The organism is Bifidobacterium sp. LH_426, assembly GCF_056356875.1.
Map to the genome: position 1 here is coordinate 1 of NZ_JBKEVB010000010.1, position 14,475 is coordinate 14,475.

A 14,475-nucleotide genomic window follows, 5' to 3' on the forward strand; every position below is an offset into this window, starting at 1 on the left:
GAGACCCCCCATGCAGAACACGTGGTCGATAGGCCGGACGTGGAAGCCCCGCGAGGGGTGGAGCCGACCGGTACTAACGGGGAAGCGCGACACACTCAATCCCGACCCATGGTCGGGACGGCATCAACCTCTTTCTGCGAATGCACGCGACACGGAGCAACCGTGACACGTCACAATAAGACAATCGACAAGCGTCCACCATCCGGTCCCCGAACCACCAGCGTTCGAAGGGAGCCGATATCCCTTTGATAATTGAAGATTTGCGGCGGTCATAGCCCAGGAGAGACGCCCGGTCCCATTCCGAACCCGGAAGCTAAGACCTGGCACGGCGATGGTACTGCACCCGAGAGAGTGTGGGAGAGTAGCACGCCGCCGCATTATAACGATCAGGCCCTCCGGTCGAGCACACGCTCCCGGGGGTCCATGCATATCTACGCAACCATTCCACGACCCTCCCGATGACGTGACGGGCCGCATGAATCGGTATAATGCTGTGGTCATGTTTCAGGGCCGGACCATGCCGTTCCGCCGTTCGAAAGGGTTGCCACAGCATATGCGACAGGGATTCGACAACGACAAGTACATCGAGCTGCAGGCCGCGAGGATCAAGGAGCGCATCGCCCGCTTCGGCGGCAAACTCTACCTTGAATTCGGCGGCAAACTGTTCGACGACCATCATGCGTCGCGCGTGCTGCCCGGATTCGAGCCGGACGTGAAGTTCCGCATGCTGAAGAGCCTCTCCGACGACGTGGAGATCGTCATCGCGGTGAACGCGAACCACATCGAGAAGGCGAAGACACGCGGCGATCTCGGCATCACCTACGACGAGGACGTGCTGCGGCTCATCGACGTGTTCCGTTCGCGCGGCTGCTACGTGGGCTCCGTGGTGCTCACCCAGTACGCCGGGCAGCCGGCCGCCGACGCATACCGTCGCCGGCTCGCGCGCCTCGGCGTCACCTGCTACCTGCACTATCCGATCGCCGGCTATCCGCATGACATCGAACGCATCGTCTCCGATGAGGGTTATGGGCGCAACGACTACATCGAGACCAGCCGTCCGCTCGTCGTCGTGACCGCGCCCGGCCCCGGATCGGGCAAGCTCGCCACCTGCCTGTCGCAGCTCTACCATGAGCACAAGCGCGGCGTCGAAGCCGGTTATGCGAAATTCGAGACGTTCCCCATCTGGAACCTGCCGCTTAACCATCCGGTGAACATCGCCTATGAGGCGGCCACCGTCGACCTGGACGACGCGAACATCATCGACCCGTTCCATCTGGAGGCGCACGGCGAGACCACCGTCAACTACAACCGCGACGTGGAGGCGTTCCCCGTGCTCAAGGCGCTGATGGAACGCATCATGGGGGAGAGCCCGTATCAGAGCCCCACCGACATGGGCGTCAACATGGCCGGCTACGCGATCGTCGACGACGAGGCGTGCCGTGAAGCCGCGGACATGGAGATCGTGCGTCGCTACTTCACCGCCGCCGTGAACTTCAAACGGACCGGTGCCGGCGAGGAGCAGATCGAACGGTTGCGTTCCATCATGAAGAAGGCCGGCGTGGACGAGGATCTGTCTCCGGCGCGCGCCGCCGCGTTGCGCCGCGAGGAGGAGACCGGTGCCCCGGCCGGTGCGATGGTACTGCCCGACGGACGCGTCGTCACCGGCAAGACGGGTGTGCTGCTCGGCGCCGCCAGCGCCCTGCTCATGAACGCGTTGAAGGCCGTCACCGGCGTGGACACCGATCTGCCGGTGATCGACGACAAGGCGATCGAACCAATCTGCCGTCTCAAGACCGAGCATCTCAACAGTGTGAACCGTCGTCTCCACTCCGACGAGACGCTCATCGCCCTGTCCATCACGAGCGCCGAAGACGAGACCGCCGCACGCGTGATCGCCGGACTGGAGCGATTGCGTGGCTGCGACGCGTTCTTCTCGGTCATCATCTCCGCCGCCGACGAGGCGCTCTACCGCAAGCTCGGCATCAACGTGTGCTGCGAACCGAAGTACGAGCGTCTGAGTCTCTACCACAAGTAGACCGCTGCATACGCACCGGTGCATACACCGGTTCCGACGCGGTGGATGTTACCGATGCGCCAGCATTGGATGAACTTTAGGCCAAATGGAACGTAGCGGCATGCCGGCGCGCCTATCGTCGTAACCATGTTGTTGGGGAGTATCGGACCGTCGGCCGTGGCGCGGCTCGCGTCGTGCGCCGCCGGCGGTCTGGTGATCTCCCTCGCCGACCGTATGGCCGTGCGCGCCGTGGCCGGTCCGCTCGACGGCGGCTTCTGGCTGGAGACGTGCGCGGTCGCCGGAGTCCTGTACGTGGCGTTCACCGCGGGCGAATGGCTGTTGTCCGTCCGACTGCGTGTCGGAATGCCCGACGGCCTCCCCGGGCCCGCGAGACGGTTCGTCGCCCGTGCGCGCGGGGGATTCGACCGGTTCGACACGCTCCGCGCGCCTGTGAGACTGGCGGTCTGCGCGACGGTTATCCTCGTATGCTGGCTGCCGGTCATCGTGGTGATGGCTCCGGGCACGATATGGTACGACACGGGCGATCAGATCGTCCAGTTCCTCGCCGTCGTCTCGCCGGACGGAACCACGGGCGCGGTGTCCGCCCATCATCCTCTGCTGGACACCATCGTCTTCGGAACGGCCGCATGGATGGGGGAGAGCCTGTTCGGCGGCTACGGCACCGGCCTCGCCTGCTATCTCACCGTCCAGGTGATCGTCACCGGCATGGAGTTGGCCGGCGTGTGCCTGTACGCGCGCCATATCGGGTGCGGTCGCGCCGCCTCGATGTGCATGCTGCTGTTCTTCGCCGTATTCCCCGCGTTCCCGATCTTCACGATGTCGATCGTGAAGGACACGTTGCACATGATGGCGCTCATCCCGTGGCTCGTCATGGTCGCTGAGTCGACGCGCACGCGTCTCGCCGCATTCGATTCGCGGCGTTTCCTCATCGGCTTCATCGTCGTTTCGACGCTGTGCGCGCTCACCACGATGACCGGTCTGGTTATCGTCGTCCTCACCCTGGCCTGTCTGCCGTTGCTGCGCGCGCGTCGCGGCCGGCGGATCGCGGCGTTCGCCTGCATGCTCGTCGTGGCGTTCGTCTCCGTCGTGGCGTTCCCGGCGATGGTGCGCGGCCCGCTTCACGTGCGCGGGGAGGATGCGAACCAGCTGCTCGTCGTCCCCATGCAGATGACCGCACGCTACGCGCTCGACCATCCCCATGACGTGACCGACCGGGAACGTCGGATCATCGACCGGGTCAACCGCGTGCCGTATGAACGGATGGCGTCACGCTACAACCCGTATCTCGCCGACCCCGTCATCCAATATTCGCTGCGCGACCCCGCGGCCGTGCCCGAATACCTGCGCGTCTGGGCCGCCATGGGATCACGGCACCCGGACTCGTACGCCGCCGCGTTCGCCGCCTTGGAATCCGGGTGGTTCTCGCTGCGCCGCACGCCACTCAACACCACGAACCGGGGCATCTCCTTGGACCGGTTGTCCCGGCACGCGGACGAGGCGATCGGCAACACCATGTGGTTCCAGATCAACGACGCGATCAGCCCGTCGTTCCGCCCGCTGGCGAAACGCTCGCCCCGCTTCACCGTCGACCGTCCCGCCGTCTACCGGCTCTGGGACGCATGGCGTACGACGCCGATCCTGAACCTTCCCACGTTCACCGCGATGTGGACGTTCATCCTGCCGTTGTTCCTCGCCTTCCGCCTCATCGGCCGCGCCGGACGACTGCGGGAGCGGGCCTCGGCCCTCCCTCAGTCGTCGCCGCGCCGCGCATGGTGGCCGTTCGCGATTCCGCTGTTCTGGTCGCTGCTCTCGTTGCTGCCGAACGCGATCTCGATTCCGTTGAAGCCGACGGCCACACGCTACATGATGTGGGCGCCCGTCACGGTCATGCTGATGCTGGCGCTGCTCCGCGCCGACATGGTTGCGCCGGAACGGCTGTGGAACGACAGGCGCGGCACGGAACGGAGCGTCAGGAGGGCCGACGCATGAGACGCGGCCTCGTCCTCAACCTGATCAGCAACATCGCCTTCTTCGTCGCCGGATACGCGATCCACTGGTTTCTCGGCGGATTCGCCTCACCAGCCGACTACGGCGTGGTCGGCACGGTCATCACCGTGCTCGACTTCGAATACCTGTTCGTCAGCAACGGAGCCCGGCAATCCCTGTCACGCAACATCGCCTCCCACCGTCATGACGGCCGTCAGGTGATTGTGCGCACGCTCGCCGTGCAAGCGTCCATCGTCGCCGTGTTCTTCCTCATCGACTTCGCGGGGGCCCCGCTGTTCGGCTTCATGCTCGGCGACGGAACGCTGGACCGCTATTTCCGCTACGCCGCGTTCCTCGTGCCGGCCAACGGACTGTACGTCGTCATGCTCGGCATCAACGACGGGCTCCAACGGTTCGGTCGCAGCGCGTTCCTCTCCACGTTCTACCCGATCATCAAACTGGGCACGATCCCGCTCATCATCCTCGTGTTCCCGCACGAGCCGGTCATCGGCGTCGAAGCCGGCTACTGCACCGCCATGATCCTGACCATCATCATCGGCCTCATCATGCTCCTGCCCGCATGGAACCTGCTGCCCGACGGCGACGGCACGCCGTTCCCGTGGCGCGACGCCACGCACGGCACGCTCTCGTTCTCCCTGTTCTTCATCATGGCGTCGCTGGTCCTGAGCGTCGACACGCTCGTCGTCAAGGCCGAACTGCCCGACCGGATGGCCGGATACTACACGGGCGCCATGAACTTCGGCAAGACCACGTACTACCTGCTGCAGGCGTTCTCCGTGATCATCCTGCCGGTCGTCTCCCGTCTGATCGCCGAGGACGCGCGCGACGAGGCGCTCGCCAAGGCCCGCGGCCTGTTCCTGCTCGTGTTCGCGCTCGTCGCGCCGATCGCCGCGACGATCTCCGCCACCGCCCCCGACCTGCTCGCCGCGTTCTACTCGTCCGCCTACGCCACCGCCGCGCCCGCCCTGTCGTGTCTTGCGTTCTCGAGCTTCTTCATGGGCGTCACCGTGATCCTCAACATGACGCTCAATGCCGAGCGGGATACGCGCTTCTCCGACCTGCTGTCGCTCGTCTCCCTCGCCGTGGTCGTGCCGCTGTTCGTCGCATCGGCCCGCTACGGCGGCATCACGGCGCTCGCCGCTTCCAGCATGGTCGCGACGTCTGCGGCCATGGTCGTCTCGTACGTCGAGGTCCGCCGCCGGTTCGGCGACATGATGAGCCGTCGCGCGTGGGCGGCAATCGGCTGCGACGCTGTGTTGTGGCTCGTCATGGCCGTGGTCTCGCGGACGGCCCACGTGACGGACTTCGTCGCGCTCATGGCGGTGTACGCGGTCGTCTACGTCGCGTTCGCCGCCGTGCTCGTGCGGATCGGCGTCCTCGACGTGCGCGGGATCGCGATGATGTTTGCGAAACGGACGGAGGACGCCGACGGATCCATGACCCGCGCGATTGCGACAAGGAACACCCTAGCCAAGGAAAAGGATGGCGACTGATGCATGTGTTCGTCCAGATACCCTGCCTCAATGAGGCCAAGACGCTTCCGCTCGTCATGGCCCGCATGCCGAGGCGCATCCCCGGCGTCGACCGGCTCGACGTGATGATCATCGACGACGGATGCACCGACGAGACGGTCGCCGTCGCCAAGCGTCTCGGCATCCGTCACATCGTGCGCCACAACGGCACGATGGGATTGGCGCGGGCGTTCCGCGACGGCGTCGACTACGCGTTGAAGCACGGCGCCGACATCGTCGTCAACACGGACGGCGACAACCAGTACCCGTCCGAACGCATCGGCGACCTCGTCCGCCCGATCATCGAAGGCCGGGCCGACATCGTCGTCGGAGACCGGCAGACCGCCACGATCAAGGAGTTCAGCCCGTTCAAACGGCTCATGCAACGGTTCGGCTCATGGGTCGTCAACCGTGCCGCCGGCACGGACATCCCCGATGCGGCGAGCGGCTTCCGTGCCTATTCGAAACGTTCGCTCCTCCAACTCAACATCGTCACCGAATTCAGCTACTGCATGGAGACGATCATCCAGGCCGGATACAAGCGCATCGCCATCACCTCCGTGCCGATCGTCACCAATCCGAAGACCCGCAGATCGCGCCTGTTCCACAACATCTTCGAACACATGGGCAAATCCGCCGGCGCGATCGTGCGCAGCTTCCTCATGTTCCGGGCCCACTCGGTGTTCACCTGGTCCGCGATCCTGCCCGGCATCGCCGCCCTCGTCGTCTTCGTACGCTATCTCACGTTCTTCTTCGCCGGACAGGGACGCGGCCACATGCAGTCGCTGCTGCTCGGCGTCATGTTCTTCATCTGGATGGTCGTCTCCCTGCTGCTGCTCATCGTCTCCGAAGTGCTGCGCACCCAGCGTAAGCTCGAGGAGGACGAGCTGGAACGCGTCAAGGAGATCGCGTACGCGTCGGCCTCCCGCCGCCTGTGGACGGACGCCGACGGCGATGCCGTGGACGGCGATGACGACAGCCTGGTCCCCGGCGCGGCGGCGGACGATTCCGGATCGAAGGGAGGAACGCGGTGAACCCGATGCCGGATCTCCGACGTTTCGCATCCCGGCTCTCGCCGTGGACGAGACCCTGCGTGGTCGCGCTCGCCGTGATTGTCGCGCTCGAACTGTTCGTGTTCAACCTGCCGTTCTGGCAGACGCTCGGCTCGACGCCGCGGACGGCGCACGACGAGGGATTCGGCAACGGCCTCGTCGTCGAAACCGGCGGCACCGCCGTCGTCACCGACCCGGACCACGCGTGGCGCGACATCTCCTCTGACGAGCCGATCGACTACCTGTACATCGGCCACGCCGCATCCGAACGCCCCGGGCAGAACGACGCGGTGCGCTGGCAGGTGTCCACGATGAAGCCGACCGACTCCGGCTGGTACGACGCCAACGCCGACGTCGGCTATTCGCCGTCCGCCGAACACTCCCGATACCAGCGCATCGGCGACGGCTCCACGCACGTGCGCCTGCGCTACCAGACGGACAAGGGCGCGGTCATCCCGATCAACACGATCACCGTCAACCCGCACGTGCCGATGCGGTTCGACCCCATCCGCCTCGTCGTCGAGATCCTTACGGCGCTCATCATCATCGCCTTCCGGCCCGCATCGCCCTTCTACCGCATGCGGCTCGCCTTGCGCCGCCGATCTACGATCGTGCCGCTCGCCGTATGCGCCGCGGTCTCATGCATCCTGCCGCTCGCCCTGTTCGCCATGGCCGCGCCGCAGGAAAGCCCCGAACCCGTGTACTGGGATTTCTTCGCCTCCTATCAGGCGACCGACCAGTACCAGCGGCTCGCCGACGCGATCCTCCACGGCAGGACGTGGCTCGGCTATCCGGTCAACGACGCGCTCGCCGCCATGGGCAACCCGTACGACACCCGCGCGCGCACGATGACGGCCCTCGACAGTCCGGACACGCCCGTCTACTTCGACGTGGCCTTCCACAATGGCCGGTACTACTCGTATTTCGGCGCGCTCCCCGCGCTGCTCCTGTTCGCCCCGTTCAAAGCGGTCACCGGCATGCGCCTGCCCACGAACGCGGGAGTGGCAATCGCCGTCGCCCTCGCATCCGCGGCGACCACCCTGTTCGCCATCCAGCTGGCGCGCCTGCTCGCACGGCACCGCTCCGTCTCGCTCGGCGCGGCCATGCTCGGCGTGACCGCCATGATGTTCGGCAACGGCATCGCCATGCTCGTCCAGCTCGGCCTGTTCTACCAGATCCCGCAGGAGATAGCCGTGGCGTTCGCCTCGCTCGGCCTCGCGCTGTGGATCGAGGCGAAGCTGCGCGGCCTGGAGAACCACCTGCCGCTGCTCGCCGCCGGATCGGCGTGCATGGCGCTGACCATCGCCTGCCGGCCGCAGGTCATCCTCGCCACGTTCATCGCCATCCCCTTGTTCGCCGACGAGATCCGCGACCTCTGGTCACGCGGGCTGCACGACGCGCGGGCGCTGACGCATGAGACCCGCGTGTGGGCGTGTGCCGCCGTCCCGTACCTGGTCGTCTTCCTGCCACAGTTCGCCTACAACCAGGCGCGGTTCGGCAGGTTCACCGACTTCGGCGCGAAATACAACCTCACCGGATACGACATGACGAACACGCATCCGCCGTTGACCCAATACCTGTCGTTCGTATTCCAATACCTGTTCCAGCCGCCGAACCTCACCGCGCATTTCCCGTTCGTCCAATTGCAGAGCGTGCCGTTGACCACGTGGCGGAGCGAACACCCCATGTTCGGCGGGTGGCTGTTCACCGCCGCGCCGTTCGCGCTCCTGCTGTTCACGATGCTCGTGTGGCGGTTCGCGCTGCGCCGCGTCGCCGCCACACGTCTCATCGTCGGCGCGCTCGCCGCATCCGCGCTGACGTTCCTCATCGACGCGCGCGTCCCCGGCGTCGACTTCCGCTACGAGATCGACTTCGGCTTCATGATCATGACCGCCGTGCTCGTCCTGCTCTACGCGGTCGACGGCGCGGCGAACCGGGCGGGGTATGGTCCGTGGCGGGACGTGACGCGGCGCCTCACCTTCGGATGGTTCACCACCGGAATCGCGGCCGCCTTCCTGTTCCTGTTCTTCAAGCAGTTCGCCTCGGGCATGAACATGCCGGCCGCCATCTGGTGGGACACGGCCTCCTGGTTCGTGTTCATGTGACGCGACGTACGATTCACGCGCCGTATGATACGCGGCGTATACGCCTGCCGGGTCAGGCGCTCGCCAGCCGGTAGCGTTGGGTCGGGTCGTCGCGGAAACGCACCTTGGTGACCCGCCCTTCGCGTATCAGTTCGCGCATGCCGGTGGTCACCGCCAGCGGCGTCAGCTGCAGCTCGTGCAGGATCTCCCGGATGCTCATCGCCGAATGGCGTTCCAGAACGCCGGTGATCGCCTTGGCGATGTCGCTGGGGGTCCCGGCCACGGCGGTCCGATGCCGGGTGATCGTCATCGTGAACGTGTTGATTGTGTTGCGCGTCGTCGCCGGTTCGATGCCCGCCTCGCGCAACGTGGCGGCGATGCGCTGGTAGCCGTCGCCGCCCTCCGGGTTCACGTAGCCGCCGCCCGGATAGGGGGTGGATTCGAGCAGGGTGAACAGGAACTGGTTGCGGGTGGAGACGAACGGCACGCCCGTGACCGGATGCGGGTTGGCGAGCACGTCATGCGTCACCGTGCCGTAGAGGCCTCCGGGATTCGTGATCTCGATGCGGTCGGTGAATACGTTGATGTTGACCTGCGTGCCGCGGGCGTCGGGGGAGTAGTCGCGGTGGGTGAGCGAGTTCGCGATCGCCTCCCGCAGGGCCACGGGCGGATAGTCGGGCTTCTTCGCGCCGATCCAGTGCATGAGCGCGTCGACCGCATCGTCGATCATCACCGGAATCGGCCCGACGATGGTCTGCGAGGCGACGAGCCGTTCGTCACCGCGGAACACGTCGTCGCGGCTCGTACCCGGAAACACGGCGATGGAGACGCTCAGACGCGGATAGTATTTCTGAGGGTAGCGGCCGAGCGCGAGGAGGCCCGCGAGCGTGGGGCGCAGCACGCCGCCCACCGCCCTGACGTCGGAATCGTCGTGGCGCAGCACCTCCAGATCGAGTAGCATGTCGGTGTCGCCGCGACCGGCGAACACGTGCGGATGCTGCCGTCTGACCCGCTCCAGCAGCCCCGCGACGAGTCCGGGATCGAGATCGTCGGGCGTGGCGCGCGGCACGACGTCCAGATCATAGGTGGGTTGCAGGTGCTCCTCGATGAGTCGGTCCACCTCGTACGAGGTCATATGCCGGTCGCCGTCGCCGGTGCGGATATAGGAGCCGCCGTAAGGTCCCCGTTCGGTGATGAAGCAGGGCTTGTCGCGGGGAATCATCTCGTCGATGCGGGCGAACACGAGGTTCGCTCCCTCGAACGGACAGGTGACGATCACCGGACGCACGACCGGCGTCATCTTCTCGCACGCCTGGCTCAGCGCCTCCTGCATGGCGCGCGCGTTGAACCCTTCGACCGGCGTGAACCCGTTGCGTTCGCTCAATCCGAGGATGATCCAACCGCCCGAGCCGTTCGAGAACGCGGACAGCGTGTCCGTGATCGTGGACGAGATGCGCCGCGCGCACTCCTTGACCTCGCACTGCTGCGTATCGTTGCCGATCAGACGCATGAGACCGATCAGTTCGGTCATCTTCGCGGTGTAGTCATCGACCATGGCGGGCCTCCTTGCCACCATTGTGCCGTATGCGAGGCGGCGTCCGGCGTGCGTGCGTCGGTTCGCCGTCGGCCGTTCACCCGGAATTCACGCGTCGAAGCTGATGGTGAGCGTGCGGCCCATCCCGTGCGCGAGCGCCTCCAGCGTCTTGAACGACGGGTTGATGTGCGCCTGTTCGATGCGTTGGATGGTGATGCGCGAGACACCGGTCGCGTCGGCCAGCTGTTGCTGGGTCATCCCCGACTCCTTGCGCGCCTTGAGCAGCGCCGCACCCACCTCCGGGTAGACGCGCGGCTTGTCGGATGCGGATGCGTCGCCGTCGATTGTTGTCTCGGTCATAGTCGTCACAGCCTTTCTCACGGTGTCCCTGCCCATCCAACATACCGCATGCCACGGTGCGATCGGACACGTTCCCCCGTCCGTCCGCGACCGGACGGTTTCGCGGGCGGCGGAGGGATGTTTGGGGGAGTCCGGTAGAGTGGATGGGTTGAATCCTCGCGGCCGCGCATGACGGGCATGGCAAGTCATGCCGGGCGGCCGACTCCATTCACCCCAAGCAGTCAGGAGCCTCACATGACCTCACACCCTCCGATCCACGAGGGCATCCTCGAACCGGGCGCCGTCAGGATACACAAGGGCAAACGCCGCCTCATCCGGTTCACCCACTCGTCGACGCGAGCCACCATGCTCATGGTCGGCGCCGCGCTCGCCGCGTTCCTCATCGAGAACACGCCCGCATTGCCGTACTTCAACGAATTCTGGCAGTCCGTGCATCTCTCGTTCTCCATCGGCCCGCTCCACGCGGACATCAGCCTCGAACACTTCATCAACGATTTCCTCATGGCCCTGTTCTTCCTCATGGTCGGACTGGAGATCAAACACGAGATGCGCGCCGGCGAGCTCACCGAACCGCGCAAGGCCGTCCTGCCGATCGTCGCCGCGGCCGGCGGCGCCGTCCTGCCCGCCCTCGTCTACCTCGCGGTCAACATGGGCGGCGAGCACGCGGGCGGCTGGGGCGTGCCCATGGCCAACGACATCGCCTTCTGCCTCGGCCTGCTCGCCCTGCTCGGCAGCCGCGTGCCCGCAGGCCTGCGCGCCTACCTGTCCACGCTCACCATCGCCGACGACATGATCGCCATCGGCGTGATCGCCCTGTTCTACACGTCCGATCTGGATCTGCCGTGGCTGATCGCCGCGCTCGTCATGCTCGCCGTGCTGTTCGCGTTCAACCGACTCCACATCCACGACCTGCCGCCCTATCTCGCCGTCGGATTCGTCATGTGGGTGTGCGTGCTGTTCTCCGGCGTGCACGCCACGCTCGCCGGCGTGATGCTCGCGCTCGCCGTCCCCGCCCGGTCCGAGATCAAGCTCGACCGTGTGGGCGCATGGTTCGCGAAGCGCGTGCGCTCCGCCGAGGACCGCTACGATCCGGGCGAGCCGGACATCGCGCAGAAGGAGTACCTGCGCGAGGTGGAGTCGATCCGGCGCGTCTCCAGCGCCACGATCCCGCCGACCATCCGGTTGGAGAACGGCCTGCACACGTTCGTCACCTTCTTCGTGCTGCCCCTGTTCGCGTTCTCGAACGCCGGCGTCGTCTTGGGCGGCATGTCCGTGGGGGAGATCGTGACCAGCCCGGTCGCGATCGGCGTGTTCCTCGGCCTGTTCGTCGGCAAGCCGCTCGGCATCTTCCTCGCCACGTGGGCGACCGTGCGCCTCGGCGTCTCCGGTCTGCCGGACGGCGTCAGGTGGGGGCATATCGCGGGCGTGTCCATCCTGGGCGGCGTCGGATTCACGATGGCGATCTTCGTGACGAACCTCTCGTTCGCCGACCCGCAGACCGCGGCCATCGCGAAGACCGCGATTCTCGCCGCGTCGATTCTCGCCGGGGCGATCGGCTTCCTCGTCCTGCGCCGGCAGGTGGCGGACACGGAGGAGGCATAGGCCTCCGGACCCATGCCGGAGAGTCCCGGATATGCAACAGGTACGCGAAAGGGCGGGGCCCGAACCATATCGGTTCGGGCCCCGCCCTTTCGTCATGCGGCCGATCCCGTTTCAGGAACCGGCCGGAACGTCGTCACTCGGCGTCCGCCTGCTCCTTCGGAGCGGAGAGGAAGTGCTCCTCGCTCGGTAGCACGGCGTTGAGGATCACGGCCACGACGAATGCGACCGCGATGCAGTTCGAGGCGAAGATCTGCTGGAACAGCGCCGGGAACTGGTCGAAGATGTCGCTCACCTGCGTGAAGCCGATGCCAATCGTCAGGCTCAGCGCGGCGATCGTGATGTTGCGCTGCGTGAAGCCCGCCTCCGCGATCATCTGGAAGCCGGAGAGGATGATGTTGCCGAACATCATGATCGTGCAGCCGCCGAGCACCGCCTGCGGCAGCGAGTTGAACACCTCGGCGATGGCCGGCACGAAGCTCGCCACCACGAGAATCAGGCCGCCGGAGAGAATCACCTTGCGGTTGACGACCTTCGTCATCGCGACCAGTCCGATGTTCTGCGCGAACGAGGTGAGCGGCAGGCATCCGAACAGGCCGGACACGGAGGAGATGAGACCGTCGCCGGCGATCGCGCCCGCCGTCTCCTTCTCCGTGGGGAGCCTGTTCAGACCGACCTTGGTGAGGGCGGCCGTGTCGCCCAGCACCTCGACCGAGGAGACCACGTACAGCAGGCCGAGGGAGATAATCGCGCCCCAGTCGAACACCGGCTTGAACGGCATGAACTGCGGCACGGAGACGATGGCGAGATGCTGGAAGCCGGAGAAATCGACCTTGCCCATGCAGATGGCCGCCACATAGCCGACGACTAGGCCGAACAGCACGGACAGCTGCTTCGCAGTGCCCTTCATCAGCAGCTGGAACGCGAGGCAGGCGACCAGCGAGATCAGACCCAGCGTGAGGTTCTGCCACGAGCCGAAGTCCTTCGCACCGCTGCCGCCGCCGAAGCTCGTCGCGCCCACGTTGAGCAGCGAGAAACCGATCGACGTGACGACGATCGCCGAGACGATCGGCGGCACGAACCGACGCCAGTACTTCGCGGTCAGGCCGAGCACCAGTTCCAGCAGACCGCCGACCATGACGGCGCCGACGACCGCGCCGTAGCCCTTGTCCGCGCAGATCGCGACCGCGGCCGCCACGTACGTGAACGAGATGCCCGTCACCATCGGCAGGCGCGAGCCGATGCGCCACGCGCCGTACAGCTGCAGGCAGGTGCCGAGGCCCGCCACCAGCAGGCCGGCCTGGATGACGGCGGCCGACTGGGCGGCGCTCATCTTCGCCGCCGAGGCGACGATGAAGATCGGGGCGAGGTTCGCGACGAACATCGCCATCACATGCTGCAGGCCGAACGGAATGCCCTTCCAGAAGGAGACCGGCGCGTCGAGGGAGGTCAGCGCCTCCATCGAGATGCCCGCCTTCCCGACGTTCTTCTTCTCTTCCATGATGTCCTCTCTTGATTCCTTGCGACATGAACGGCCCTCCCCGAGGATGGTCAAGGGGAGGGCGCGGTCACATCGTCATCGTACGGTCAGCGGCGGAACTCGATGTCGCCGGTCTCGGCGTCCATGCTCTCGACGATCGCGAGGGAATCCACGTCGTAGCCCTCCTCGCGCAGCCTGTCGCCGCCGCCCTGGAAGCCCTTCTCCACCGCGATGCCGATGCCCTCGACCACCGCGCCGGCCGACTCGCACAGGTCGATCAGGCCGCGCAGCGCCTTGCCGTTCGCCAGGAAGTCGTCGATGAGCAGCACGTGGTCGCCCGCGTTGAGGTACTTCTTCGCGACGATCACCGGGAACTCCTTCTGCTTCGTGAAGGAGTAGACGGTGGTCGTGTACTGGTCCCCATCAAGGTTGATGGACTGCGCCTTCTTCGCGAACACGACCGGCACGCCATCGAAATGACGGGCGGCGACGCAGGCGATGCCGATGCCCGACGCCTCGATCGTGAGGATCTTCGTGATGGTCTTTCCCGCGAAATGCTCGGCCCACGCGGCGCCCATGTGGTCGAACAGGGTCACGTCGCACTGGTGGTTCAGAAAGGCGTCCACCTTCAGCACGTCGCCCGGCTTGACCGTGCCTTCCCTGCGGATGCGCTCCTCGAGTTCCTTCATACAACCCCTTTGATGAATAACGGGTAACGGATGATTGAACCGACAGTCTACGCCGCGCGCATGACCTCCACGCCCCATCCGCACGACGACGGCATGTGGTAGACATGGATGGCCGAAAACAGGG

Annotated in this window: 10 protein-coding genes and 1 rRNA gene; 7 read left to right on the top strand and 4 right to left on the bottom strand. The window is 65.9% G+C overall.

Annotated elements, in window-relative coordinates:
• Positions 1–261 precede the first annotated feature (261 nt).
• The 6 genes from rrf to AC1AYD_RS09110 all read left to right on the top strand — a co-directional run bounded on the left by rrf (position 262) and on the right by AC1AYD_RS09110 (position 8,710).
• A 5S ribosomal RNA gene (gene rrf / locus AC1AYD_RS09085) occupies positions 262–378 on the top strand.
• Positions 379–553: 175 nt separating this feature from the next.
• Entirely contained in the window at positions 554–2,035 is a 1,482-nt protein-coding gene (locus AC1AYD_RS09090) for a DUF1846 domain-containing protein (protein ID WP_476501579.1), read from the top strand.
• A 126-nt stretch (positions 2,036–2,161) separates the two neighbouring features.
• The gene (locus AC1AYD_RS09095; RefSeq protein WP_476501580.1) at positions 2,162–4,024 is read left to right on the top strand and encodes a DUF6020 family protein; all 1,863 of its coding nucleotides are present in this window, start codon (positions 2,162–2,164) and stop codon (positions 4,022–4,024) included.
• Positions 4,021–5,535 (top strand): lipopolysaccharide biosynthesis protein, encoded by a 1,515-nt coding sequence (locus AC1AYD_RS09100; protein ID WP_476501581.1) that lies wholly within the window; start codon positions 4,021–4,023, stop codon positions 5,533–5,535. Before AC1AYD_RS09095 ends, AC1AYD_RS09100 begins: the two co-directional genes overlap by 4 nt.
• A complete protein-coding gene (locus AC1AYD_RS09105; protein WP_476501582.1) occupies positions 5,535–6,587 on the top strand; it encodes a glycosyltransferase family 2 protein in 1,053 nt (350 codons plus the stop codon). Before AC1AYD_RS09100 ends, AC1AYD_RS09105 begins: the two co-directional genes overlap by 1 nt.
• A 5-nt stretch (positions 6,588–6,592) precedes the next feature.
• Complete coding sequence (locus AC1AYD_RS09110) at positions 6,593–8,710, top strand: hypothetical protein (protein WP_476501583.1); 2,118 nt, start codon at positions 6,593–6,595, stop codon at positions 8,708–8,710.
• Positions 8,711–8,762: 52 nt separating this feature from the next.
• Here AC1AYD_RS09110 and AC1AYD_RS09115 read toward each other — a convergent pair whose 3' ends face one another.
• Together AC1AYD_RS09115 and AC1AYD_RS09120 are read right to left on the bottom strand one after the other, a co-directional pair.
• Positions 8,763–10,244, bottom strand: a complete 1,482-nt coding sequence (locus AC1AYD_RS09115) for an ATP-binding protein (RefSeq protein ID WP_034528036.1) — start codon at positions 10,242–10,244, stop codon at positions 8,763–8,765.
• An 87-nt stretch (positions 10,245–10,331) separates the two neighbouring features.
• A complete protein-coding gene (locus tag AC1AYD_RS09120; protein WP_476501584.1) occupies positions 10,332–10,583 on the bottom strand; it encodes a helix-turn-helix transcriptional regulator in 252 nt (83 codons plus the stop codon).
• A 234-nt stretch (positions 10,584–10,817) separates the two neighbouring features.
• Between AC1AYD_RS09120 and nhaA the strand changes: the two genes are divergently transcribed.
• Positions 10,818–12,185, top strand: a complete 1,368-nt coding sequence (gene nhaA, locus AC1AYD_RS09125) for a Na+/H+ antiporter NhaA (RefSeq protein ID WP_476501585.1) — start codon at positions 10,818–10,820, stop codon at positions 12,183–12,185.
• 133 nt (positions 12,186–12,318) lie between these two features.
• Here the strand turns inward: nhaA and AC1AYD_RS09130 are convergent, their stop codons facing one another.
• Positions 12,319–13,683, bottom strand: a complete 1,365-nt coding sequence (locus AC1AYD_RS09130; protein WP_101623109.1) for a nucleobase:cation symporter-2 family protein — start codon at positions 13,681–13,683, stop codon at positions 12,319–12,321.
• A gap of 86 nt (positions 13,684–13,769) precedes the next feature.
• Positions 13,770–14,351 (bottom strand): xanthine phosphoribosyltransferase, encoded by a 582-nt coding sequence (locus AC1AYD_RS09135; protein WP_476501586.1) that lies wholly within the window; start codon positions 14,349–14,351, stop codon positions 13,770–13,772.
• Positions 14,352–14,475: the final 124 nt, after the last annotated feature.

Coding starts and splice junctions, on each gene's coding strand:
- AC1AYD_RS09135 (WP_476501586.1), bottom strand. CDS start 14,351: ATGAAGGAACTCGAGGAGCGCATCCGCAGGGAAGGCACGGTCAAGCCG.
- AC1AYD_RS09100 (WP_476501581.1), top strand. CDS start 4,021: ATGAGACGCGGCCTCGTCCTCAACCTGATCAGCAACATCGCCTTCTTC.
- AC1AYD_RS09105 (WP_476501582.1), top strand. CDS start 5,535: ATGCATGTGTTCGTCCAGATACCCTGCCTCAATGAGGCCAAGACGCTT.
- AC1AYD_RS09120 (WP_476501584.1), bottom strand. CDS start 10,583: ATGACCGAGACAACAATCGACGGCGACGCATCCGCATCCGACAAGCCG.
- AC1AYD_RS09130 (WP_101623109.1), bottom strand. CDS start 13,683: ATGGAAGAGAAGAAGAACGTCGGGAAGGCGGGCATCTCGATGGAGGCG.
- AC1AYD_RS09115 (WP_034528036.1), bottom strand. CDS start 10,244: ATGGTCGATGACTACACCGCGAAGATGACCGAACTGATCGGTCTCATG.
- nhaA (WP_476501585.1), top strand. CDS start 10,818: ATGACCTCACACCCTCCGATCCACGAGGGCATCCTCGAACCGGGCGCC.
- AC1AYD_RS09090 (WP_476501579.1), top strand. CDS start 554: ATGCGACAGGGATTCGACAACGACAAGTACATCGAGCTGCAGGCCGCG.
- AC1AYD_RS09110 (WP_476501583.1), top strand. CDS start 6,593: ATGCCGGATCTCCGACGTTTCGCATCCCGGCTCTCGCCGTGGACGAGA.
- AC1AYD_RS09095 (WP_476501580.1), top strand. CDS start 2,162: ATGTTGTTGGGGAGTATCGGACCGTCGGCCGTGGCGCGGCTCGCGTCG.